Source organism: Synechococcus sp. LTW-G (genome assembly GCF_054459035.1).
On the sequence record NZ_JBTKYW010000003.1, the window covers coordinates 111240 to 134811 of the forward strand.

Annotated in this window: 22 protein-coding genes; 14 read left to right on the top strand and 8 right to left on the bottom strand. The window is 61.7% G+C overall.

Annotation, left to right across the window (positions count from 1 at the left end; all coding sequences use genetic code 11):
* The first annotated feature begins 76 nt into the window (after positions 1-76).
* From pstS to ACXIQ9_RS06935, 5 genes are all read left to right on the top strand, one after another.
* Positions 77-1057 carry a phosphate ABC transporter substrate-binding protein PstS gene (gene pstS / locus ACXIQ9_RS06915; protein WP_459016183.1) on the top strand — a complete coding sequence of 327 codons (981 nt, stop codon included), beginning with the start codon at positions 77-79 and terminating at the stop codon, positions 1055-1057.
* A gap of 464 nt (positions 1058-1521) precedes the next feature.
* Positions 1522-2487 carry a phosphate ABC transporter permease subunit PstC gene (gene pstC, locus ACXIQ9_RS06920; RefSeq protein ID WP_296421242.1) on the top strand — a complete coding sequence of 322 codons (966 nt, stop codon included), beginning with the start codon at positions 1522-1524 and terminating at the stop codon, positions 2485-2487.
* Between the two features lie 13 nt (positions 2488-2500).
* Positions 2501-3385 (top strand): phosphate ABC transporter permease PstA, encoded by an 885-nt coding sequence (gene pstA, locus ACXIQ9_RS06925; protein WP_459016184.1) that lies wholly within the window; start codon positions 2501-2503, stop codon positions 3383-3385.
* A 57-nt stretch (positions 3386-3442) separates the two neighbouring features.
* Entirely contained in the window at positions 3443-4243 is an 801-nt protein-coding gene (gene pstB / locus ACXIQ9_RS06930; RefSeq protein ID WP_010317773.1) for a phosphate ABC transporter ATP-binding protein PstB, read from the top strand.
* Positions 4244-4260: 17 nt separating this feature from the next.
* The gene (locus ACXIQ9_RS06935) at positions 4261-4521 is read left to right on the top strand and encodes a DUF7219 family protein (RefSeq protein ID WP_010317774.1); all 261 of its coding nucleotides are present in this window, start codon (positions 4261-4263) and stop codon (positions 4519-4521) included.
* Positions 4522-4524: 3 nt separating this feature from the next.
* Here ACXIQ9_RS06935 and chrA read toward each other — a convergent pair whose 3' ends face one another.
* A complete protein-coding gene (gene chrA, locus ACXIQ9_RS06940) occupies positions 4525-5706 on the bottom strand; it encodes a chromate efflux transporter (RefSeq protein ID WP_459016185.1) in 1182 nt (393 codons plus the stop codon).
* Positions 5706-7805 carry a polyphosphate kinase 1 gene (ppk1, locus tag ACXIQ9_RS06945; RefSeq protein ID WP_459016186.1) on the bottom strand — a complete coding sequence of 700 codons (2100 nt, stop codon included), beginning with the start codon at positions 7803-7805 and terminating at the stop codon, positions 5706-5708. Before ppk1 ends, chrA begins: the two co-directional genes overlap by 1 nt.
* Before the next feature lie 598 nt (positions 7806-8403).
* On the opposite strand from ppk1, the gene ACXIQ9_RS06950 reads away from it, so the two are divergent.
* Both ACXIQ9_RS06950 and ACXIQ9_RS06955 read left to right on the top strand, forming a co-directional pair.
* A complete protein-coding gene (locus ACXIQ9_RS06950) occupies positions 8404-9297 on the top strand; it encodes a CHAD domain-containing protein (protein WP_459016187.1) in 894 nt (297 codons plus the stop codon).
* A 127-nt stretch (positions 9298-9424) separates the two neighbouring features.
* A complete protein-coding gene (locus ACXIQ9_RS06955; protein ID WP_010317779.1) occupies positions 9425-10015 on the top strand; it encodes a Crp/Fnr family transcriptional regulator in 591 nt (196 codons plus the stop codon).
* A gap of 3 nt (positions 10016-10018) precedes the next feature.
* On the opposite strand, the gene ACXIQ9_RS06960 is transcribed toward ACXIQ9_RS06955, so the two are convergent.
* The 4 genes from ACXIQ9_RS06960 to ACXIQ9_RS06975 form a co-directional block, all read right to left on the bottom strand.
* A complete protein-coding gene (locus tag ACXIQ9_RS06960; RefSeq protein ID WP_459016188.1) occupies positions 10019-11158 on the bottom strand; it encodes a sensor histidine kinase in 1140 nt (379 codons plus the stop codon).
* A 3-nt stretch (positions 11159-11161) separates the two neighbouring features.
* The gene (locus ACXIQ9_RS06965) at positions 11162-11866 is read right to left on the bottom strand and encodes a response regulator transcription factor (protein WP_010317781.1); all 705 of its coding nucleotides are present in this window, start codon (positions 11864-11866) and stop codon (positions 11162-11164) included.
* Positions 11867-11918: 52 nt separating this feature from the next.
* Complete coding sequence (locus ACXIQ9_RS06970; protein WP_247478871.1) at positions 11919-12089, bottom strand: hypothetical protein; 171 nt, start codon at positions 12087-12089, stop codon at positions 11919-11921.
* A 127-nt stretch (positions 12090-12216) separates the two neighbouring features.
* Positions 12217-13911, bottom strand: a complete 1695-nt coding sequence (locus ACXIQ9_RS06975) for an iron uptake porin (protein WP_459016189.1) — start codon at positions 13909-13911, stop codon at positions 12217-12219.
* Between the two features lie 285 nt (positions 13912-14196).
* Between ACXIQ9_RS06975 and ACXIQ9_RS06980 the strand changes: the two genes are divergently transcribed.
* The gene (locus tag ACXIQ9_RS06980; RefSeq protein WP_459016190.1) at positions 14197-14766 is read left to right on the top strand and encodes a DUF2808 domain-containing protein; all 570 of its coding nucleotides are present in this window, start codon (positions 14197-14199) and stop codon (positions 14764-14766) included.
* A 2-nt stretch (positions 14767-14768) separates the two neighbouring features.
* Here ACXIQ9_RS06980 and ACXIQ9_RS06985 read toward each other — a convergent pair whose 3' ends face one another.
* Positions 14769-15464, bottom strand: coding sequence for a rubrerythrin family protein (locus tag ACXIQ9_RS06985; protein WP_459016191.1), 696 nt, complete (start codon positions 15462-15464; stop codon positions 14769-14771).
* Positions 15465-15667: 203 nt separating this feature from the next.
* On the opposite strand from ACXIQ9_RS06985, the gene ACXIQ9_RS06990 reads away from it, so the two are divergent.
* The 6 genes from ACXIQ9_RS06990 to ACXIQ9_RS07015 all read left to right on the top strand — a co-directional run bounded on the left by ACXIQ9_RS06990 (position 15668) and on the right by ACXIQ9_RS07015 (position 23324).
* On the top strand, positions 15668-16894 hold the full coding sequence (locus tag ACXIQ9_RS06990; RefSeq protein ID WP_296416404.1) for an NAD(P)/FAD-dependent oxidoreductase: 1227 nt from the start codon (positions 15668-15670) through the stop codon (positions 16892-16894).
* Complete coding sequence (locus ACXIQ9_RS06995) at positions 16894-17403, top strand: NADPH-dependent FMN reductase (protein ID WP_459016192.1); 510 nt, start codon at positions 16894-16896, stop codon at positions 17401-17403. The genes ACXIQ9_RS06990 and ACXIQ9_RS06995 overlap by 1 nt, the downstream gene beginning before the upstream one ends.
* Positions 17403-18095 (top strand): pirin family protein, encoded by a 693-nt coding sequence (locus ACXIQ9_RS07000; RefSeq protein WP_459016193.1) that lies wholly within the window; start codon positions 17403-17405, stop codon positions 18093-18095. The genes ACXIQ9_RS06995 and ACXIQ9_RS07000 overlap by 1 nt, the downstream gene beginning before the upstream one ends.
* A 65-nt stretch (positions 18096-18160) precedes the next feature.
* Complete coding sequence (locus tag ACXIQ9_RS07005) at positions 18161-18403, top strand: hypothetical protein (protein WP_424163617.1); 243 nt, start codon at positions 18161-18163, stop codon at positions 18401-18403.
* Between the two features lie 48 nt (positions 18404-18451).
* On the top strand, positions 18452-20620 hold the full coding sequence (locus tag ACXIQ9_RS07010; RefSeq protein ID WP_459016194.1) for a glutamine synthetase III family protein: 2169 nt from the start codon (positions 18452-18454) through the stop codon (positions 20618-20620).
* Positions 20621-20657: 37 nt separating this feature from the next.
* The gene (locus ACXIQ9_RS07015) at positions 20658-23324 is read left to right on the top strand and encodes a cation-translocating P-type ATPase (RefSeq protein ID WP_459016195.1); all 2667 of its coding nucleotides are present in this window, start codon (positions 20658-20660) and stop codon (positions 23322-23324) included.
* Here ACXIQ9_RS07015 and ACXIQ9_RS07020 read toward each other — a convergent pair whose 3' ends face one another.
* Positions 23325-23552 carry a hypothetical protein gene (locus tag ACXIQ9_RS07020; RefSeq protein ID WP_010317795.1) on the bottom strand — a complete coding sequence of 76 codons (228 nt, stop codon included), beginning with the start codon at positions 23550-23552 and terminating at the stop codon, positions 23325-23327.
* Between the last annotated feature and the right edge of the window lie 20 nt (positions 23553-23572).

A 23572-nucleotide genomic window follows, 5' to 3' on the forward strand; every position in this document is an offset into this window, starting at 1 on the left:
ACGAGGCCTTAACCAGCCCCTAACGCAGGGCGGAACATCACTTGCGTAGATGGAGGGGAACCACAAGGTTTTATCCATGACCTTCGCGAAGAAGGCCCTCCTGATCGGCTCCCTGCTGGCCGTCGGCACCGGCATGTCCGCCTCCGCCGCAGATCGCCTCAGTGCTGCTGGCGCAACCTTCCCCGCCAAGATCTATCAGCGTTGGTTCGCTGATCTGGCGAAGGCCGGTGGCCCCCAGGTCAACTACCAGGCCGTTGGCTCAGGTTCTGGCCGTAAGGCGTTCATCGACCAGACCGTCAACTTCGGTGCATCGGATGATCCGATGAAGGCCAAGGACATCGCCAAGGTGACCCGCGGTCTGGTGCAGATCCCCATGGTGGGCGGCACCATCGCCTTCGGTTACAACAAGCCCGGCTGCAACCTGAAGCTCACCCAATCCCAGGCTGTCCAAGTGGCGATCGGCAAGATCACCAACTGGAAGGATCTGGGTTGCGCCGCTGGTCCGATCACCTGGGTGCACCGCTCCGACGGTTCCGGAACCACCAAAGCCTTCACCCAGTCCCTGGCTGCCTTCTCCTCTGAGTGGAAGCTGGGCTCCGGTAAGTCCGTCAAGTGGCCTGGTGCAAACGCCGTTGGTGCCAAGGGCAACTCCGGTGTCGCCGGTGTGATCTCCAACAAGCAGGGTGCGATTGGTTACGTCAACCAGTCGTACATCCGCGGTGCCGTCAAGGCCGCTGCGCTGCAGAACAAGTCGGGTGAGTTCATCAAGCCCAGCTACACCTCCGGTGCCAAAGCCCTGAACGGCATCAAGCTCGATCAGAACCTGGCTGGCTCGAACCCCAACCCCACCGCCAAGGGTGCTTACCCGATCGCGACCCTGACCTGGGTTTTGGCTTATCAGAAGGGCAATGGTGCCAACGCCGACACCATCAAGAAGACCTTCAATTACATGCTGAGCGATCAGGCTCAGGCCAAGGCTGATGACCTCGGCTTCGTTCCCCTCAAGGGCGCAATCCTGAGCAAGGCCCGCGCTGCGGTCAACAAGATCGGTAAGTGATCCTCTGGATCTCTCACTGATCAAAGGGCAGGGGGAAACCCCTGCCTTTTTTGTCGATGAATAGCCCTGGTGTTCTCACTAAAAAGCCACCCCGCTAAGGGCGGCTTTTGTTTCAGGTGTGAATTATTTCGATTGAGTGGACTGGGAGGCCTCTTGCTTCTCAGACTTGACTTCTCTTTTTTTCTTGGGCTGCGGCTGATTGGACGAATTTACCCAACCACATCCAGGGACGAAACTGATGGATCCGAATTGGGTGCTGATCAGCAATGAATTACTTTTTAGTTCCTTCCAAGTTAACGCTCAGTTCTAGGTGGTGGCGTATTCCTTGATACGTTATTGAGCTTTTTGGGTGTGGCTGGCTGGGCGATTGGGATGTTGTCGGCCTGCGTTAAGCGCTTCTTAAGGAGATTTTGGCCTTGGCGTGACAGGTTATACAGAGAAACTCTCGCGTTGTGGATCAATCAGTGCCTCCCCCTCAGGAGTTGGAGGGTGGACCGGTTTATGCGCTGCGCCGCCGTCCCGTTTCTGAAAAGCTGATCGATGAGGGCTTTCGGCGCCTCGTGGTCATCCTGGCCTCCCTTGTTGGACTGGTCCTGGTCGGCATCCTGCTCACGGTCCTGTGGGGATCGCGGGATGCCATGGCTGAATTTGGACTCTCCTTTTTGGTGGTTTCTGATTGGGACCCCGGTCTCAATAGCTATGGAGCGCTAACGGCCATCTACGGGACGCTGGTGTCTTCCTTGTTGGCCATCTTGATCGCCGTTCCGTTGGGTGTTGGCACGGCGATCTTCATCACCGAGAACCTGATTCCCTCCGGCTACCGGCAGGTGATCGGTTTGATGGTTGAACTGCTGGCAGCAATCCCCTCGGTGGTGTTGGGACTCTGGGCGATTTTTGTGATGGAGCCCTTTCTGCGGCCCATTCTTCAGGTCTTGCACAACCAGCTGGGCTGGATGCCGTTCTTCGCGACGGAACCTCTTGGTCCTGGTATGGCGCCGGCGGTCTTGATTCTGGTGGTGATGATCCTGCCCATCATCACCGCGATTGCCCGGGACTCGCTGCAGCAGGTGCCCAATGAACTCAGGCAGGCCGCCTATGGGGTAGGTACAACCCGTTGGCAGGCCATCGTTCAGGTGATTCTTCCTGCTGCTGTCTCAGGAATCACCGGTGGTGTGATGTTGGCCCTGGGCCGGGCCATGGGCGAGACCATGGCCGTCACGATGATTATTGGAAACTCCAATAACTTCAGCCTGAGTCTGTTGGCTCCAGCTAACACCATCTCGGCCATGCTCGCCAACCAATTCGGTGAGGCCGATGGCATTCAAATCTCAGCGCTGATGTATGCAGCATTTGTCTTGATGATCATGACCTTGATCGTCAATGTCCTGGCGCAGTGGATTGTGCGCCGCCTCAGTCTGAAGTACGCCTAGCTGGAGAACTGTTATGGCACTGTCTAGGCCCAATCGATCGCTTTGTTTCAACCCAAAGCTTCCGCGCAACCGCTGGAATTTCGCCTTGACCGCCGTTGCGGTTGGCTTCTCTTGCATTGCCGTTCTCCCCTTGATTTTGGTCCTGGGGTATGTGCTGCTCAAGGGTGGATCGTTCCTTTCGGTCTCACTGCTGACGGAGCTTCCCCCTCCCCCCGGCCTTGAAGAGGGAGGGATTGGTAATGCCATCATCGGCACGATTGTCGTCACCTTGATCGCCAGCTTGATTGCCGTTCCTGTCGGCATTGGTGGGGGGATTTACCTGGCGGAGTTCTCCCGCTCGGGTTCGTTTGCCTCCTTTGTCCGCTTCGGCACGAACGTGTTGTCCGGCGTGCCTTCGATCATCTGCGGTGTTTTTGTCTACGGCTTAATCGTCAGCACACGCCTGCTTTTCGGTCAGAGCTACAGCGCCCTTGCCGGCGGAATTGCCCTGGCCGTGTTAATGCTGCCGACGGTGATTAAGACCACCGATGAGGCCCTGAAGTTGGTCCCCAACGAATTGCGTTGGGGTTCGCTTGGACTGGGGGCATCCCAATTTGTCACGGTGACCCAGGTCACCCTCCCAGCTTCCTTGACCTCGATCGCCACAGGTGTTGTGCTTGGAATCGCGCGTGCTGCAGGTGAAACAGCACCCTTGATCTTCACGGCATTGTTTTCTCCCTTCTGGCCTGAAGGGGTGCTGGGTCCGATCGCTTCGATGTCGGTATTGATCTACAACTTCGCGATCATGCCCCTGGAGTTTCAGAACAACTTGGCTTGGGCCGCTTCCTTCGTCTTGGTGGTGATGATCCTCCTCTCCAATCTCTTGGCGCGATGGATTTCGCGTGTCACCTCCGTCTAGGCCTCCCTCGAACTGTTTTCGTCTCCCGTTCCGTTCTTCTTGCCTTCCCAGTTAGCCATGACTCAATCCCCTGCTTCTTCCACCTCTTGCCTCGAGCTGGAGAACGTCAGCATCAGCTATTTCTCGAACGTGGCTGTGCGTGGGGTTCATATGGAGATTCCCCGCCATCAGGTCACGGCCTTTATTGGCCCCTCGGGCTGCGGTAAGAGCACCGTCTTGCGGTCGCTCAACCGCATGAATGATCTGATCGATGGTTGCTCCCTGCAGGGCCGCGTGATTTTCGATGGCCATGACATGTATTCCCCGGCGGTTGATCCGGTGGAGGTTCGCCGCCGCATTGGCATGGTCTTCCAGAAGCCAAACCCTTTTCCAAAGAGCATCTACGAGAACATCGCTTTTGGTGCCCGGATTAATGGCTATTCAGGCGATATGGATGAACTGGTGGAGCGGTCGCTGCGCAAGGCGGCGCTCTGGGATGAAACCAAGGACAAGCTGGCTGAGAGCGGTTATGCCCTCTCGGGTGGTCAACAGCAGCGCCTTTGCATTGCCCGCACGATTGCGGTCGAACCCGAGGTGATCCTGATGGACGAACCCTGCTCAGCGCTGGATCCGATCTCCACCTTGAAGATTGAGGAGATGATCCATGAGCTCAAGAACAGCTACACGATCGTCATCGTCACCCACAACATGCAGCAGGCCGTTCGTGTCAGCGACATGACGGGCTTCTTTAACGTCAATACCTTCGATGACACCGACGCCAAGGTCGGCTGCCTTGAGGAATTTGCTGACACCGAGACCATTTTCAATGCTCCCCGTCAGCAGGCCACCCAGGACTACGTCTCTGGTCGCTTTGGTTGATTGCTCGGCAACTCGTCATGCACTCCTTTCAGCCCAGTGACTCAGAGCGTTCTGATCACGGTCCCACACCCCTCGAAGCCTTTAGCCATTACCGGGGCCCGGACTGGTCACCAGAGCGATTGCTGTTTCATCAAAACCTGGAACGCTTTGCTGACCGGGTGGGTTTGATTGTTGGCCTCCAAGGCAACGGCAAGATCACCCAAGATGCGGCCTACGACGAGATCAAGAAGCTCTGGCGCGAGTTGGGTCTGAGTCGCTCCAACCTGTTCGAAGGTTGAGGCCTAAGGCCTTAGCAGAAGTGCAAACACAGCTGCTCCCATCAGCAGTGCTGCTGGAGAGAGCTTCCATTTCAGTCGCAGCACTAGGGCGGCGAGCAGCACTGACCACTGGCCTGCCCCACTCCAGCTGCCCAGGCTGTTGAGGCTCTCCAGGCTCAACCGCAACGCCGCGACCGCGACCACCGCCGGGATGCACGTCACGATGCCTTCGCGGAAGGCCTGAGCCCAGGGACGTGTGCGCAGGCGCTCGATCAGTGGTGCAGCCAAAAGAATGAAACCAAAGCTGGGCAGGAACATCGCTGCTGTTGCCGTACAGGCGGCTGCGATTGCAAACCAGCCCCCCGCCAGGTTTGCCCCCGCTTGAAAACCGATGAAGGCACTGGTTAGCACCACCGGCCCTGGGGAGAGTTGTCCAATGGCGATGCCATCAAGAAAGGCCCCGCTGCTCATCCAGCCGTGCTCGAGCACCGGCCCTTCGAGTAGCGGAATGATCACAAAGCCGCCACCAAAGATCAGCAGCCCCGCCCTGAGAAACACGTCGCTCAAGTCCGCCAGGAGTTGAAGGTGTGGGTGAGCTGTCGCCATCAGCGCCAGATCCTCAAAGCCCATCCAGGGCCAGAGGGCGAGGGCTGGTGCTGAGCCGCTCCAGGCCATGCGCAGCAGACCGCCCGCCAGGAGCACCAGACCGAGGGGGACCGTGAACGCCAGCTCCTGGCTGAGGGCCAGCAGTGCAAATAGCGCTACTGCACTCCAGCGCTGCCATCTGACCTGCCGGCGTTGAAAGAGTTGCCAGGCAAAGGCCCAGATCACCGCGACCACCACCGGTTGCATCACCGTTGAGACCGAGCGCAGGCTCTCGATGTTTTGGCTCACCCTCCAGAGTGCACTGAGGGCCAGCACCACCAACAGGCCTGGCAGCAAAAAACAGAGGCCGCTGACCAGCCCCCCAAGCAGGCCGCAGCGCTTCCAGCCCAAATAGATTGCCATCTGACTCGACGATGGTCCGGGCAGCGCCTCGCACAGCGCCAGCCCCTCTTCAAACTGCTCGGCGTCAATCCAGTGCCGTTGCTCGACAAACGTCTCCTGGAGCAGCGCTAAGTGGGCTTGCGGTCCGCCGAAGGCCACCGTGCCAAGGCGCAGACAGGTCAGGGCGAGCTCCCAGAGCCCGGGTCTGGACGCTCCCATCACACGCCGCGCATCAGCTGCTCTTGGGCACTGCTTCCACCCTCAGCGGGTTCGAGAGCTCTGTAGCGGCCATCGCTTTGGAGGTGCCAGGAGGCCTGGTTGTCTTGGAGGTAGAGCTCCAGGAGCTGCTGGATCCGGCCCACCAGCTCCTGGTTTTCCACCGGCACCACGGCCTCCACCCGCCGATCGAGATTGCGCGGCATCCAGTCGGCGCTGCCGAACCAGACCTGGGGCTGGCCGTTGTTCTCGAACCAGAACAGGCGGGAGTGCTCGAGGAAACGACCCACAATGCTGCGCACCCGGATGGTCTCGCTCAGTCCGGCGATGCCGCTGGTGCAGCTGCAAGCTCCCCGCACGATCAGCTCAATCTTCACTCCAGCCGCCGAGGCGTCATAGAGCTTGTCAATCAAGCCTTGATCCACGAGCGCGTTCATCTTCGCCTTGATTCCACTGGGCAGACCGGCGCGGGCATGCTCGATCTCGCGATCGATCAGTTTCAGCATCTCGGCCCTCAGGGTTGTTGGAGCGACGAGCAATTTGCGGTAAGCGCTCTGTTTCGAGAACCCCGTGAGGTAGTTGAACAGGCTGATCAAGTCCTGCCCTAGGGCCGGGTCGGCGGAGAGCAGACCCAGGTCGGTGTAGAGCGCCGCGGTTTTGGAGTTGTAGTTACCCGTGCCGACATGGCTATAGGCCTGAAGTGTGCCCTTCTCGCGGCGAATGACGAGGGCGATTTTGGTGTGGGTTTTGAGGCCGATGACGCCATAGACCACGTGCACCCCGGAGCGCTCTAGTTGCCGCGCCCACCTGATGTTGTTGTCCTCATCAAAGCGTGCCTTGAGCTCCACCAAGGCCAGCACCTGTTTGCCCTCCTCGGCGGCTGCGATCAGGCTGGCAATGATCGGCGAGTCCTTGGAGACGCGATAGAGCGTGATCTTGATGGCCTGAACACTGGGATCCAAGGAGGCCTGGTGGATGAACTCCTCCACCGTCGTCTCAAAGCGATCAAAGGGATGGTGCAGCAGGACATCCCCGCGGCGAATGACACGGAAGATGCTTTCGCTGGCCTGGCGACCTTCTTCTGGGCTTTGACAGCGTTGCAAGGGAGCCGGAGTGGAGCCGCGAAAGGGAGGTTGTTTCAGCGTTGGTGCATTGATTCCCTGCAGCTCCATCAGGTCATCGAGGCCCAGTAATCCATCGACCCGATTCACCCGCGCCCTGGGAACGCCCATCCCCGCGGTCAGCTGCCGTTGCACCGCCGCTGGGGTGCCAGCGCTGAGTTCCAGGCGCACCACCTCACCCCCCGCTGTCCTGCGGCGCAGGCTGGTTTGCATCGCCTCCATCAGATCCTCGGCCTCTTCTTCCCGCAGGGCCAGATCGGCATCCCGGGTGACGCGAAACACGCTGACGCTGGTGATCTGACGGCCGGGTAGGAGGGCCTTGAGGTTGTGCTCCATCACCTGCTCCAGCGGTACGCAGAGATGAATCGCCTGCGAGCGCTCTCCATGGAGGGCCTCCGGCAGGGTGATGAAACGGGGACTGTTTTTCTTGGGAAGCTTGATCCTGATCAGTTCCCGGTTGCCGCTTCCTTGGCCGCGGACTTCAACGGCCAGATTGAGGCTCAGGCTGCTGATAAAGGGGAAGGGGATCCCCGGTGTGTTCAGCCGCGTGGCCGTCAGGACGGGCTGGATCTTGTTGCGGAAAAAACTCGCCAGCCAATCCTTTTGACGTCTTGAGAGGTGTCGATGGTCCAGGATTCCAATCCCCCGCCGCTCGAGCTGCGGCCGGAGTCGTCGGTTGAGGTGCTGTTGTTGTTGCTTCAGCAGTGGTTCGAGCCGTTTTTGAATCGCCTCGAGCTGTTGATCTGCTGAACGTCCATCAATGCTGCACCGGCTTGACTGCGATTCAACTTGTGCGATCAGGGAGGCCACCCTGACCATGAAAAACTCATCAAGATTATTGCTAAAAATAGCGCTGAACTTTGCCTGCTCGAGTAGAGGCGTCTTGGCGTCGACCGCGAGTTCAAGGACGCGTTGATTAAAAGCAATCCAACTCAGCTCACGGTTGAGATAGCGCTGGCCTTTGACCCATCCTCCGTCCATGGCTATGGGCTTAGCACGTCAAGGTTAAGGGCTTGTTATGGCGCTGCGCTTGTTTGCTGTGGTGGTGCTTTCTTTTGTTTGTGACGCTGACGACTGTGCAGGGCTAGGGATCTCTGATCGAATGAATCTGTTGCACATGGGCTGTGGCATCGCGTTGGTTGAGGTCCTCATTGGCCTGCCTTTTAATTCAAGGACTGTGCTTGGCTGCGGTGAGCCAGTTCAACCGGTTCTCGGGTGTACCTGAGCTCGATCAGGTCACCACGATGCGGACCCTTTAATTCTTTCTGCTGATCTTGTTTAAGGACAGCACTGTTGAGAACGGCTAGACCCAGGTTTTGGATCATTCCTGTGATCGAAGCCAACAGCGCCTCGGCCTCTTCGCTTCCCGAGAACAGCAACCAGGCTGGCCCTGAGGACACCACCGCCTCTGTCCAGGCCGATCGTCCGGCGCCTGTAGAGGAGTCCCGTTGGAGGGATCAATTCCTGGAGAGTGGATCGCGGCCTGCTCGCTTGTTTTTTTGAGCCGTCAGCATTAATTCCCCGTTAATCCACGGGGCCTGCAGCGGCGTTAGCTCTAGAGCCTGCCGCACTGACGGCCATGGGCTCCTTTCGTCCTGATCCCGGCATCACCTGTTTGGCGTATCTGCAGGGGGCCATGGGCCAGAGCCTCCGCCGCATCGTTGCTCTTCAGGCTGATGTCCTTGCGGATCAGGACCCTGAACCCCTGCACCAGCTCAGGGTCCAGCTGCGTCAGTTAAAAACGCTTCGATTTCAGTTTTCGGCCGTGGGTGTCTGGCCTGAGGAGGTCAGCTCCGCACGGATCGCCAAGCTGGGACGGAGGCTTGGGCTCACGAGGGACCTGGACGTCCTGCGCCAGCGGATCGAGACGGGATGGCTACCGCTGCTCCCGGGACCCGAGGCGTCAGCGCTTAAGCCCTTTCGTAAACAGCTCAAGCGAGAGCGCCGTTTGGCCTTCGCTGAACTGACTGAGACCTTGCGCAGTCAGCGCTACCTCAAGCTGCTTGCTCGCCTGCAGGCCTGGATCAAACAGCCCCAAGGCAGCGCCTTTGGCGATCAGCCCCTGCGGGATTGGTTGCCTGAGCTCCAGGGGCAACTGCTGGGCGATCTCTTCCTGCTGCCAGGTTGGACGGAGGCGCCAACGGCCGCCGCCGCATTGCATCAGCTGCGCAAGCGCCTGAAGACCTGCCGCTATGGCTTGGCCCATCTGCACCGCTCTGGTGTGGCGGACCATGGCTCCCTGCTGGCCCAGCTCAAGGCTCTGCAGGATTGCCTGGGGGACCTCAATGACCTGGCTGTGCTGCGGGAGGCCTTGCACAGCAGCCTGGATCTGAATCCGAAAAAGGCCCTGCCCCTGTTTTGGATCAGCTGCGGGTCGCCCAGGACCAGGCTTGGCTGCGCTGGTTGGAGCTCTCGTCGCCCTGGTCTTCCAACGAGCAGCGCCTGCGGCTTCACGGCCGGCTGCTGGGGCTAACCGACGCTTAACCAAATGCCTACCCAGCCTTTGTTGGGCGCCTCGTCACCCTCCATACAGTCCGCTGGACGCCTGAGCACATCGCTCCATGGTTTTCACACCTAGCCGTTCCTCGAGCTCGCGGAGCATGCTCGAAGACACGTTCCAGCGCCGCGATCTGGTCAGCCTGACGGCCGGCAGTCGCGTGCCCATGCTTCGCCACCACGTCTGGCTGGTGGCCCGCGGGATGGTCAAGCTGAGCTCGATGAATGAGCAGGGGGAGGATGTTCTCCTGGGCCTGGCGGGACCGAATGAACCCTTCGGTGAACCGCTCAGCAACCTCGATCTCTACGAAGCCACGACGCTGAGCGATTGCGATCTGCTCTGCCTCTCGATGGACGAGATCCAGCAGACCCCCCACCTGGCTAGCACCTTGATGCTGGCGCTGATCAGCCGGACCCGTCAGTCCGAGGCGCTGATTTCCCTGTTGGGTCTGCGCCGCGTCGAAGACCGGGTCCGGGGCTTTCTGGAATTGCTGGCTGAGGAGTATGGCCAGCCCTGCGAAGACGGCCTACGCCTGAACCTGCGCCTGACCCACCAGGACATTGCCGGTGCCCTGAGCACCACCCGCGTCACGGTGACTCGGGTCTTGGGTCTGCTCAAGGAGGAAGGCTGGCTCAAGCTCAGCAGCCAGCGCCAGCTGGTGATCTGCAACCTGCCGATTAGCGCAGCCGCCTAAGGCTTAGGCCTTGGGGAGGAGCAGCTCAATCACCGCTCCTCCCTCCGGGTGGTTCCGGGCCCGCACCAGGCCCCCTTGGCTGAGGGCGATCTGGCGAACGATGGCAAGCCCCAGTCCGCTCCCGCTCCCTGGACCCCGGACACGGGCTGGATCCCCTCTGTAGAAGCGCTCGAACATCCGCTCGAGGTCCTCTTCGCTGAGCCCCGGCCCCTGGTCGCGCACGGCAATCAGGCACCAGCGGTCCCGCTCCTCGATCGAGAGCTCAATGCTGCTGCCATCGGGGCTGTAGCGCAGGGCGTTGTCGATCAGATTGAACAGGGCCTGGTGCAGGCGAGCCGGATCGACGGCCACCTGTCTGGCCTGATCGCGCGTCGGCTGAACGCTGAGGCCAATGCCCCGGGGCTGGGCCAGTTCCTGCAGGGTGGACCAGGCCTGGCCAACGACATCCCTTGGGTCGATGCAGGCGGGGCGCTTGCGGCGGCTCACCAGGGTGTTGTCGAGTCTGGAGAGATCCAGCAGATCCCCCACCAACCGCTGCAACCGCTCGAGTTCCTTCTCCAGTCGCTCCACCAGGACCCCCTGGCGGCCCTCGGCCCTGAGGGCCAGGCTCTCACTGACCAGCCGCAGGGCCGTGATCGGGGTTTTGAGCTCATGGGCCACATCACTGACCCACTGCTCCTGCTGCTTGAGCTGATTTTTCAGGGGATTGCTGCCGTCGATCTGAAGGGCCAGCCAGCCCCTCTCGCCGGGCATCACCCGCACCGAGAGGTCATTGCGCCCGAGGCTCCATTCCCCGCGTTGGGCCAGGCGGGTGTTGCGGCTGAGCTCCAGCAGGTGCAGCAGCTCGGCGCTGGGCTCCAGGTCATTGAGGTGTTGGAGCTGGGGAGCGAGCGAACTCTCTTTGACCAAGAGGGACTCAGCCCGCTCATTGATGATCTCGATTCGGTTTTGGGCATCCAGCACCAGCCAGCCCTGCGGTGCGGCGCTGATCCATTCGCGCAACTGCAGTTCAGGGATCGGTTGGCGGCGCCGCAGGCGGGTGGCCACGACCTTCTTCTTTCGGTTCCCTTCGCGCCAGAGACCCACACTGAGGGCGCCGAGCCCAAAACCCAGGGCCAGCGGTAGGGCGGTCTGCATCGTCATCGCCTAGCCGAAGCGATAGCCGAATCCCCGCACCGTCACCAGTTTGCTCGGGTTGGAGGGATCCTCTTCAATCTTTTCGCGCAACCAACGGATGTGCACATCCACGGTCTTGTTGTCGCCGATGTAGTCGAAGCCCCAGACCTGCTCAATCAGTTGCTCGCGGCTCCAGACGCGTTTGGGGTTTTGCATAAAGAGCTCGAGCAATTTGAACTCCTTGGGGGAGAGCTTCAGCTCAAGACCATCGAGGCAGACGCGGCATTCAGCCGGGAAGAGGCTGAGGTTGTCCGCTTTGAGTTCGCTGGGCTGTTGATCGCTGGCTTGGTGGCGGCGCAGGAGCGCCCGGCAGCGGGCCACGAGTTCGCGGATGCCAAAGGGTTTCACCAGGTAGTCATCGGCCCCGAGCTCGAGGCCGAGCACCCGATCGGTTTCGGTGTCCCGGGCGCTCACCATCAGCACCAGGGGGCGTTGCGGCAACTCGATCAACTTGCGGCAGAGATCCAGCCCATTGATGCCCGGGAGCATCACATCGAGAACGATCAGTTCGAAGGGGTCCCGTTTCAGCCGATCCCAGGCGCTCTGGCCGTTGGTGGCTGGGGTGACGGAAAAGCCCTCGAGCTCAAGCGCTTCGCAGACGGTTTCGCGGATGGTGTCGTCGTCTTCGACCACCAACAGACGCGCGGCGTTGCTGGCTGGTGAGGGCGTGCTCATGCGCCCATTCTCTCGGCCGGGCCCTGTAGCCCAGGACACCTTTTTGTCGGGATCAGCTCTGGTTTTGCTGCTCGAGCTCGCACTGGGTGAGATCAGGGTTGGTCAGCCGCTCGAGCACCTTCTGCAGATCCACCGGAGAGAGCTCGCCATCGCTGCCCCACTTGAGGCTGGTGTTGGAGGCTGAGCGCTGCTGGCTGTCCTGGCTGATGCTGTCGGGCCCCATGCCGTCGGTTTGTTCTGAAACCCACACTAAAGCGGCGGCGTTCACTTGGTGGTTGGTAAGCGCAAGAAAAAACCCCCTGCCGAAGCAGGGGGCCGTGGGTCTCGTGCGTGAGGAGTGGTTCTGAAGATCAGAACTTGAAGCGGGTGGCCAGGACGCCGCCGAACACGCCGGGGTTGTCGCCCTGGGTGCTGGTCTGGCTGTAGCCGGCGCCAGCGGAGCTGGGGTTGCTGGAATAGAACAGCATCGGGGTCACAGCGATGTTGTCGCTGACCTGGAACTGATACCACCACTCCCAGACGTAACCAGCGTCGAACGGGGTGGTGCCGTTGCGGGTGCTGGTGACGAAGGTGGGCTGACCCACGGACATGCCGGCCTTGTTGCCCTTGACGAAGGCGTCATCCCACTTGAGGGCGACGGTCCAGGACTGGGTGGCGGCGATGTTCTCGTCGGCCAGGTTGCCAGCGATCTGAGTCTGACCAGAGCTCTTCAGCGCGGCACCGGTCTGGTTACGGCTAGAGCTGGTGTAGTTCAGGTTGTCGTAGGAGACAGCCGAGTAACCCCAGCCGAGGCTGACCGCGGGCATCAGGGTGCCGCCGTTTTTGGGGCGACGGGCCAGGGCCACGGCGAAGGAGTTCCGGTCACCGCCGGTCTTTACACCGTTGTAGGAGCAAGCCTGCTTCTGCACTCGGCCAGCGGCCTCAGTGCCTCGGCGGGACATCCGGCTGCCGCACTGTTCGTAGTTCCAGCCGAAGGTGCCCTTCCACTGCTTGGCTTGGTAGCCCAGTTGGGTCAGCCAGCTGGCCTTGCTGCCGCTGGTGAAGATGCCACCCTCTTCAGGGTTGCCGGTGTTGCCGTCCGGTGCGACGTAGCTGGTGGACGCGGCGAAGTAGGGCTGACCCTTCTTGACCTTTTGCTTCCACTTGAAGCCCAGCATGCTGCCGGTGGCCTTGTTGTAGACAGCGGGTGCACCGCCCAGCTGGAAGAAGTCCAGACCCTTGAAGTCGCCGTAATAGAAGGGCTTGATAGCCAGGAACTCGGTGTTACGCGAGACGGGGCCAACTTGGGCGCTGAAGCCCTTAGTGATCGGGAAGCGGTAGTAGAGGCGGTTGATCTTGACGACGCCGTCCGTGGAATCGGCGCGGTCGAGATAGGTGATGTTGTAGCCCTTGCCGCCGAAGGGGCTGCTGCCGAAGTTGCCGGCGCGCAGGCGGGTGTAGAGCAGGTCCTTGCCGGTGAAGCTGGTCTTGAGGTTCAGACGAGCGTCGTAGACAAAGTTGGTGGCGCTGTAGTTCTTCTTGTACCAGTCAGCGCTGCCGGTGCCGGCGCCATTGCTGCTGCCAGCGGTGGGGACCACGGCACCGATCGCCCAGTAGTAGTCACCCTGGAGTTTGGTGGTGGTGGAGAACTGGGTGGCTTCCAGTTCGCCAACACGGGCCTCGAGGCCATCGACGCGGCCCTTGAGGATGGCGAGCTCACGCTCGAATTCCTTCATCAGGCGCTTGAGCTCGTCGGTCACTTCAGTGATCCGGTCGAGGCAAGCGTTCAGCAGTGCGGCCGCTTCGTAGCGGGTCATTGCACGGTTGCCGCGGAAGGTGCCGTTGGGATAGCCAGCGACGCAGCCATAGCGCTCGATCAGGTTGCTCAGTGCCTGGTAAGCCCAATCGGTGGGCTGCACATCAGAGAACTGGGTGATCGAGGTGACCTGGTCCTGGGTGCTGTAAGCGCTCAGGCCAGCGATGTTGACATCAGCGGCGTTTGCAGCAACAGGAGCCAGAAGGCCCAGAGCTGCAGGCGCCAGAAGAAGCTTCTGGAACAGTTTCATTGGTCCTCACACCGAAAGAGGAGAGAAGCCCAAACGGGCTGGCTAAACACTAACCAGCAAAAAAATACCACTTGGTGTGATTCGTGTCATCGCAATGTGTGCTGCAGCACTATGCGGCTGAATGAGGATATATAGGGCATAACTAATCCTTTAGGTGCTCTTAACCTGTCCTTAATTGTGCTTGGATATTGGGTGCTGTTATCTCGCTCAGGCTCCTGAAAAGCAGTGCTGGCAGGCCTTAATGATCTTGCCTACTAAAATCTAGTGATGAAAAAATTCGCTTGGATGAAGTCTGCACTGAAGTGGAGTGCCGTCGGGCTGGCCTCGGCTCTGAGTGTGTTCAGCTCTCCGATGAATCTGCGTCCGGTTCTGGCTCAGGGTTCGAGCAGCTCCGGCTTTGAGTTTCGCTGGGACAACAACAGCGATTTCCGCAAGCTCTATTACTACGCTTCTTCGGGCCGCGCTTCGGGCCGTGCCGATTACTACCTGGTTCTGGGCCCCAAAGACCGCAAGACCGCTTTGATCAAGTTGGCGGTCTCCGTGCCTGACTATTTCAACGCTGAAATCAAGCCAGAAAACGTGGAGCTCTGCGTGATGGAGCGTGGTGGCTCCCTCAGAAAGACCCGTTGCCTTGAGGTGATTCCTGCTGCGGTGGAGGTGACCGGCAATGGCTCAGCGATTGAGGTGTTCCCCCAAAGGCCCGTTCCGGTGGGCAGCACCATTGGTCTGCACCTGCAGATCTTCAACCCCGATGCGGGGATGTACCAGTTCAATGCCCTCGGTCAGGCCCCTGGAGATATTCCTGTGTCCGGTTATCTCGGAAGCTGGGTGATCGAGATTTCCCCGAACGACTAGCCCTAGCCCTGGTAAGGCACAAAGTTCCCCTTGCGGGTCCCGCAGATGGGGCAACTCCAGTCCTCGGGAATCGACTCAAAGGGTGTGCCGGCGGCGATGCCTGTATCGGGGTCCCCTTGAGCGGGGTCATAGATCACACCGCAGACCTTGCAGATCCAGCGCCCTGCGGTGGGCGTTGCCCTGTTGCCTCCACTGCCGGCGCCGGTGAGGGACTGCAGGGCCTGGCTGTAGCGGCCGGCGTGGTGCTGCTCCACGGGCGCCAGTAGTCCGAAGTTGCGAGCGGCGGTTCGGAACACGCCGGCGTGCTCCTTGGATTCATCGATCTGTTCGTTGAATTCCGCCACGGCTCCCTGGTCGCGTTCCCGCTGCGCCTGGGCGGCGAACTCGGGGTACATCACCTCGAACTCGTAGGTCTCCCCTTCAATGGCCAGCTCGAGGCAGCGCGCCAGCAGCGCGTCCTTGGCGTCCTGGCTCAAGGCCTCAGGGTTCTCCACTACTAATTCGGGGTGCAGCAGGCGGAAGTGGGCAAAGGCGTGCTCGGTTTCCTGCTGGGCGGTCTCCCGGAACAGCCGCGCCAGTTCGCCATGGCCGAGTTGCTTGGCCAGATCGGCGAAAAACAAGTACTTGCGGTTGGCCATGCTCTCGCCGCCAAAAGCCGCCTCGAGGTTCTGCAGGGTGCCGGGATTGCTGGTGTTCATCGACTCGCATCAACTGCGGACAGCATAAGCGCTAAGTCGTAGTCGTTATGAGTATGGGATAGGTTTTGAGTATTTCTGCTTAGGTCTCATTGCGGCCGAGTCCTTCTTTATTTGTCCATTGCCGTCTGGAATCCTGCGGCGGGGCTGCCTGGTTGGCCCCCTTCTGGTTAGATCTGGGGTAAGCGCGTCTTGATTCAGCGGCCATGGGCCATCACCAGGTATTGATCGTGGGCGGCGGCGCCGCTGGAATCACGGTGGCGGCTCGCCTGAAGAAGGCCCGTCCGGCCTTGGACATCGCGATCCTTGAGCCCTCGAGCGATCACTACTACCAACCGGGTTGGACCCTGGTCGGTGGCGGGGTCTTCAGCCTGGAGCAGACCCGCCGCAACGAGGCCAGCCTGATTCCCGCGGGTGTCACCTGGATCCGTGAGTCTGCTGCGGGCTTCACCCCCGAGAGCAACAGCGTCAGCACCAGCGCTGGTCAAACCCTGACCTACGACGCCCTGGTGGTGGCCACTGGGATGAAGCTCAATTGGGAGGCCATCAAGGGCTTGCCCGAGGCCCTGGGTAAAGGCGGGGTCTGCAGCAACTACTCCAAGGATTTCGCTGCTTACACCTGGGAGTGCATCCAGAACTTCAAGGGCGGTAACGCGGTCTTCACCTGCGCGCCCATGCCGATCAAGTGCCCCGGTGCGCCGCAAAAGATCGCCTACCTGGCCGATGACGCGATCAAGCGCGACCCCGCCATCGCGGCCAAGAGCAAGGTCATCTACGCCACGGCCACCCCTGGAATCTTTGGCGTCCCCACCTATGCCGCGCCCCTGCGGGAGGTGGTGGCCCGCAAGGGCATCGATGCTCGCTACTCCCACACCCTGATCGAGGTCAGGCCAGCGAGCAAAGAGGCGGTCTTCAAGGTCAGCAAAGAGGGCGAGGAGCCCCGCGAGGAGGTCATCAACTACGAGCTTCTGCACGTCACCCCGCCGATGGCGGCCCCGGACGTCGTGGCCCAGAGCCCCCTGGCTGCCGCTAGTGGCTTTGTCGAGGTGGGCAAGCACAACCTCCAGCACGTGCGCTTCCCCAACGTCTTTGCCATCGGTGATGTGGGCGGCATGCCCAACTCCAAGACAGCCGCCGCGGTGCGCGGTCAGGCCCCGGTCCTGGTGACCAACCTGCTGGCTCAGCTTGAGGGCGGCCAGGGTCAGGGGTCCTACGACGGCTACAGCTGCTGCCCGCTGATCACCGGCTACGGAAAGACGATCATGGCCGAGTTCAACTACGAGCAGCAGCCCACCCCCTCCTTCCCCCTGGATCCCACCAAGGAGCGCTGGAGCATGTGGATCATGAAGAGCGTGGTGCTGCCCTGGGTCTATTGGAACCGGATGCTCAAAGGCGGTGACCACGAGCGTCGTTTTATCCCTGGTGTGAAGTAATGGCTGACGTTCTCGTCCTGAGCGCCAGCAATGGCGAAAACCTCAAGCTGGCCGAGCGCTTTGCGGCGGCCGCCCAGAGCCAAGGCAGCAGTGCTGAGGTGCTGGATCTCACCGCCGTTGACCTGCCGCTCTTCACGCCCCGCGCCCAGGAGCAGGGCCCCCCGGCCGCTCTCGCCGGGCTGCAGCAGAAGCTGATGGACACGCCCCGCTGGGTGATCTGTGCTCCGGAATACAACGGCTCGATCCCGCCGGTGCTGACCAGCGCCATCGCCTGGCTGTCGGTGCAGGGCAGCGACTTCCGGGCCCTCTTCAATGGCCGGCCCGTTGTGATCGCGACCCACTCGGGCGGCGGTGGCTACACGGTGATGACCGCCCTGCGGCTGCAATTGGCCCACTTGGGCGCCCACGTCGTGGGTCGTCAGTTGGTGAGCAACGGCAGCCACCCGGCCAAGGACGACAGCATCGCGGACCTGCTCGCCAGACTGCAGCGGCTTCAAGCCCCCGAGTAATGCCCCCGCTGTTGCGTCCTGCAGCTGAGCGTTTCCATAGCCAGCTCGATTGGCTCGACAGCTGGCACAGCTTCTCCTTCTCCAGTCACTACGACCCGGCCTGGATGGGCTTTGGTCCGCTGCGGGTCATCAATGACGACGTCATTGCCGCCGGCAAGGGCTTTGGCATGCACCCGCACCGGGACATGGAGATCATCACGGTGATGGTCGAGGGGGAGCTGCACCACCGCGACTCCATGGGCCATGCCGAGGTCCTGCGGGCCGGGGAGGTGCAGCGCATGAGCGCTGGCACCGGTGTGGTCCACAGCGAGGTCAATGGCGGCCAGGCCCCCTGCCGCCTGCTGCAGATCTGGATTGAACCCGCCTCAGCGGGGATCCCCCCTGCCTACGAGCAGAAGCCCTTCCCCTTGGCCGAGGGCTGGACGCCCCTGATCGACCCCCAGGCCGCTGATGGGGCTATGGCGATTCATCGCTCCGTGCGGCTCTGGCGCGCCCAGGTCCCAGCGGGGATCGAGCTGGCCTGGCCGGCCTCTGAGCGCTGCGCCAGTTGGCTGCAGATCATCACGGGTGGATTGGCACAGCCCCAGCCCTTGCTCCGGGGTGATGGCCTGGGACTGGCTGCCGGCGAGGCTCCGGCCTCTGTGCAGGCTGGAGCCGATGGGGTGGATCTGCTGCTGTTTGAGCTGAGCTAGCGGACTACCGGAAGCTGTGTCCTGCGCTGCTGCACGGTTGCGCCGTTGCCGCCAGGGTTGGCGTGATGACACTCCTCCATTCCTTCCCCGTGGAATTCCGTTTGACGGACCGTGGCGGCGAACCCCATCCAGTCCTCGATGACTGCTTTGAGAGCCTTGAGCTCGCCCAAAACGCAGCCCTGACTTGGCTGGTCCATCAAGGGCTGATCGATCCTGCGATCCCTTCGGAACTGCAGGATCAACTGATCACCCAGTTCATCGGCCTGGAGCGCCGGACCCCCAGTGGCGACTGGCGCACCCTGCGCTAGCGGACCTGCTGTCGCCGATGATGGTGTCACTTTGATACCGAAGTGGCCATGCCAAGCGCTGAGCGTTTTGCTGCCCTGCAGACCATTCAGCGGCGCAAGCCCGCTGCGGTGACTAAGCCTTCGGCCCTGCACGAGATCTGGGCCGATGACGTCTTCACCCTGGCTCGGATGAAGGAGGCCCTGCCTCGCCAGGTTTTCAAGTCGCTTCAGAAAACCATCCGTGAAGGTGGTGCGATCGACCCGTCCATCGCCGACTCCGTGGCGAATGCCATGAAGGACTGGGCGACCAGCCGCGGCGCCCTCTACTACTCCCACGTCTTCTATCCGCTCACCAACCTGACCGCGGAGAAGCACGACGGCTTCATCACCCCCAAGAGTGATGGCCGCGCCATCACCGCTTTCACCGGCAAATTGCTGGTGCAGGGCGAGCCCGACGGTTCCTCCTTCCCCAACGGTGGTCTGCGCTCCACCTTCGAGGCCCGCGGCTACACCGCCTGGGATGCCACCAGCCCCGCCTGGCTGATGCGCACGCCCAACGGCGTCACCCTCTGCATCCCGACGGTCTTTGTCTCTTGGACCGGTGAGGCCCTCGACAAGAAGACTCCGCTGCTGCGCTCCAATGCCGCGGTCAACCGCCAGGCCAAGCGGGTGCTGCAACTGCTTGGCGAGACCGAGATCGCCCCGATCAACTCCAGCTGCGGCGCCGAGCAGGAGTACTTCCTGGTGGATAACGCCCTGATGGCGCTCCGCCCGGACCTGCAGCTCTCGGGCCGCAGCCTCTTTGGTGCTCCCCCGGCCAAGGGTCAGCAGTTCGATGACCACTACTTCGGCGCCATCCCCGAGCGGGTTCAGGTGTTCATGCAGGACGTGGAGGACCAGCTCTACCGCTTGGGTGTTCCCGCCAAGACCCGCCACAACGAGGTGGCTCCGGGCCAGTTCGAGATCGCTCCGGTGCACGAGGCGGCCAACGTGGCCACCGATCACCAGCAGCTGATCATGACCGTGCTCAAGAGCACGGCGAAGAAGCACGGCTTCACTTGCCTGCTGCACGAGAAGCCCTTCGCCGGCGTCAACGGCAGCGGCAAGCACGTCAACTGGTCGATCGGCAACAGCACCCAGGGCAACCTGCTGGATCCCGGCAGCACCCCCCACGAGAACATGCAGTTCCTGCTGTTCTGCGGGGCTGTGATCCGCGGCGTGCACCAGTACGGCCCGCTGATGCGTGCGGCGATTGCAACCGCCAGCAATGACCACCGCCTGGGCGCTAACGAAGCGCCTCCGGCGATCATCTCCGTCTACCTCGGCAGCCAGCTCGAGGACGTCTTCAACCAGATCAAGGGCGGCCAGCTCAAGAGCTCGGCCACCGGCGGAATGATGCGCCTGGGCATCGACAGCCTGCCGGAGTTCCCCAAGGACGCCGGCGACCGCAACCGCACCTCACCCTTCGCCTTCACCGGCAACCGCTTTGAGTTCCGCGCCGTGGGCTCTGGCCAGTCCGTGGCCGGTCCCCTGGTGGTGCTGAACACCGTTCTGGCCGATTCCCTCGCCTGGATCGCCGATCAGCTGGAGGCCCGCACCGCCAAGGGTGAGAGCGTTGAGAAGGCCAGCATGGCTGTGCTGCAGCAGATCACCAAGGAGAACGGCAACGTGATCTTTGGCGGCGACGGCTACTCCAGCGAGTGGCATGAGATGGCCGTCAAGGAGCGTGGTCTGGAGAACCTTCGCACCACCGCTGATGCCCTGCCGGTGCTGCAGCGTCCCGCCATTCGCGACCTCTTCTCCCGCCACAACGTGCTCAGCCCCGTTGAGTTGGAGAGCCGCTACGAGGTCTACTCCGAGCAGTACTGCCTTGCGATTGAGGTGGAGGCCCGCCTGGCCGTGCGGATCGCCCGCACCCAGCTCTACCCCGCCGTCAGCGCCTACCTCGGCGAGCTGGCTGGATCGCTGCAGGAGCAGGAGGCCATCGGCCTGAATCCCTCCAAGGCGCTCGCTCAGCAAATCGCTGGCCTGAATCAGCAGCTGCTGGACCGTGCCGCCGCCCTGGAGACCGCCCTGGGCAATGCGCCCCATGGCGCCGAGGCCCACATGCGTCACTGCGCCGACCAGCTGATGGTCCGCATGGGTGAACTGCGGGAGGCCGCCGATGCCCTGGAGGGTTTGGTGGATGACACCGCCTGGCCGCTGCCCACCTACCAGGAGATGCTCTTCGTCCGCTGATTTGAGCTATCGCTAGGGCTAGCTCGATGCCCCTGCGATGCAGCCGCTCCTCACCCCTGCTTACGTCTCAAGCGGGGGTGAGGTTGTTGCTGCACTCGAGACCGACGCGAAACGGGGGCTCTCCCCTGCGGAAGTGCAACGGCGCGTCCATCAAGTCGGAACGAATCGCCTGAGCCCAGAACCGCTGAAGCCGTTGTGGCTTCGGTTCCTTCAGCAGTTCGACAATCCCCTGCTGATCACCCTGCTGACCGTCGGGGCCGTCAAGCTCGCCATGGGTGATCCGCAGGATGCCTTGGTGATCATCAGCGTCACCGTGATCAATGCGGTGATCGGCACCGTTCAGGAAGGCAAAGCCGAGAGCGCGATTGCGGCTTTAGCCGACAGCGTCCGCACCGAGGTCTTGGTGCTCCGAGATGGCGCTGCCCTGCAGCTGGATTCCGAGGCCTTGGTGCCTGGTGATGTCGTGCAGCTCGAGGCTGGCTGCAAGGTTCCAGCCGATCTGCGGCTGCTGCAGGTCCGCTCCTTGCGCACCGATGAATCTGCCCTGACCGGGGAGTCAGTGCCCGTCGAGAAATCCACCGGAGCGTTGCGGCTAGAGGCTCCCCTCGCTGAGCGCAGTTGCATGGCCTACGCCGGGAGTTTTGTCACCGCAGGGCAGGGCACAGGCGTTGTGGTGACCACTGGCGATGCCACGGAGGTGGGGCAGATCTCGGTGGCCCTGAATCAGGCGGTCAGCCTCTCCACTCCCTTAACTCGCAAGTTGGTGGGCTTCAGTCGCACGCTGCTGCGACTGATCGTTTTGCTCGCGATCTTCACCTTTGTCGTGGGTCTGGCGAAGGGACGAGATTGGGCTGAGATGTTCGATGGCGCCGTGGCCCTCGCCGTGGGTGCCATCCCAGAGGAACTCCCGGCGATTGTCACGATCATCCTGGCCATTGGCGTCCATCGGATGGCCAGACGCCGCGCGATCATCCGCAAGTTGCCTGCCGTGGAGACGCTCGGCAGTACCACCGTGATCTGCTCAGACAAGACAGGGACGCTCACCCAGAACCGGATGACGGTCGAGCATGTCTATGCCGCCGGCATTCTCCAGCCACTGCGGGACCTCTGGCCCATGGACGATGCGGGCAAGGGAGTCAATCTCGCTCTTCAGGAGACCCTGCTGGCCGGCTTGTTGTGCAACGACGCACAGGCCGGTAGCGATGACCAATGGGTAGGCGATCCCACCGAAACGGCTCTGCTGGCGGCCGCACATTCCGTTGGGATGAACCATCGCTCAGCCCATGACCAGCACCCGCGGCGCGATGTGATTCCGTTCGAGTCCGAACGGCAATACATGGCGACCCTGCACGGCAGTGAGCGCATCTTGCTGAAGGGATCCGTGGAGGCTGTTCTGCAGCGCTGCAGTCATGCGTTGGACGCGCAGGGGCAGCGCTGCGTGCTGAATGCCGAGGCAATTCAGGCGGCGGTCTCCGCCATGGCGGGCCAAGGCGAGCGGGTCTTGGCGTTTGCCATCGGTCTTAGTGCACAGCAGCAGCGGCTTGAGCACCACCACCTCAACGGCGATTTCACCTTTCTTGGGCTCCAAGGAATGCAGGACCCGCCGCGACCGGAGGCGATCCAAGCGGTTGCCGCCTGTAGGGCCGCTGGGGTCAAGGTGAAATTGATCACCGGCGATCACATTCAAACGGCCATCGCCATTGCTCGGTTGATGGGAATTGGCTCCCCTGGAGAGGTTCAGGCCATGGATGGATCGGCCTTGGCAGCCCTGAGCTCCGACGCCCTGGCGGAGGTGGTGGATTCCGTCGATGTCTTTGCCCGTGTTGCCCCAGCCCAGAAACTTCAGCTGGTTGAAGCACTGCAGGCCAACGGCGAAGTGGTGGCCATGACCGGGGATGGCGTCAACGATGCGCCCGCTCTGAAGCAAGCGGACATCGGCATCGCCATGGGACGTAGTGGGACGGAGGTGGCCCGACAGGCCGCCGACATGCTGCTGACCGATGACAACTTCGCCACGATCGAGGCGGCCGTGGAAGAAGGTCGCGGGGTCTACCTCAACTTGAGGAAGACCCTGGCCTTTGTCCTTCCGGTGAATGGCGGCGCCTCCATGACGATCCTGATGGCGGGTCTGCTGGGGACCCCCTTGCCCGTCAGTGCATTGCAGGTGCTTTGGCTGAACATGATTTGTTCATTGACCATGTCCATCGCCCTGGCATTTGAACCGCTGAGCCCGGCGTTGATGAGCCAGGCGCCGCGACAGCCGGAAGAGCCCCTCTTGAACCCGGCATTAATACGGCGCGTGATCCTGGTCTCTCTCTTCAATTGGTGTGTGATCTTCGGGCTGTTCTTCTGGGCTCAGCATCAGCTCGGTGATCTTCAGTTGGCCCGGACGATGGCGGTGCAGGGTTTAGTGCTGTCGCACTTGGTTTATCTCGTGGCCATTAGCCATTGGCGCCAGGTCTGGCCGTTCCGCTTGCGGGATCTGCGCCAGGCACCTGCCGTCCCCCTGGGAGTGATGGCCACGTTCGCCCTGCAAGGGCTCTTCAGTCAGGCCGGTTGGATGAATGCCTTCTTCGGTACAAGCCCGCTCAATGGCTCGCAGCTGGCGGTTTGCGCCTTGCCGATGCTGTTGATGATTCCGGTGACGCGTTGTGCAGAGTGGTTGGATCCCATGGAGCGACGGTCCCCCGCCACCTTGGGTTGATCAATCGCTCGGCTGCTCGTGCATCACTTCAAAGCGATCCCGCGGCTTCTCTGGCGGTGAGGTTGTTGGCTCCCCTTTCAGGGGGCAGAACTGATCAACGGTGGGGATATTGACGTCGTAGTGCTTAAACACCTCCCGAAGCCGGGCCGCACAGTGCTCGTTGCAGTTCGGCCCGCCGTAATGGGGGCAGATCTCGATCCAACGTTCGTCTTGGAGGTTGTCGGACATCCCAGGTCGTCCATGTCCTG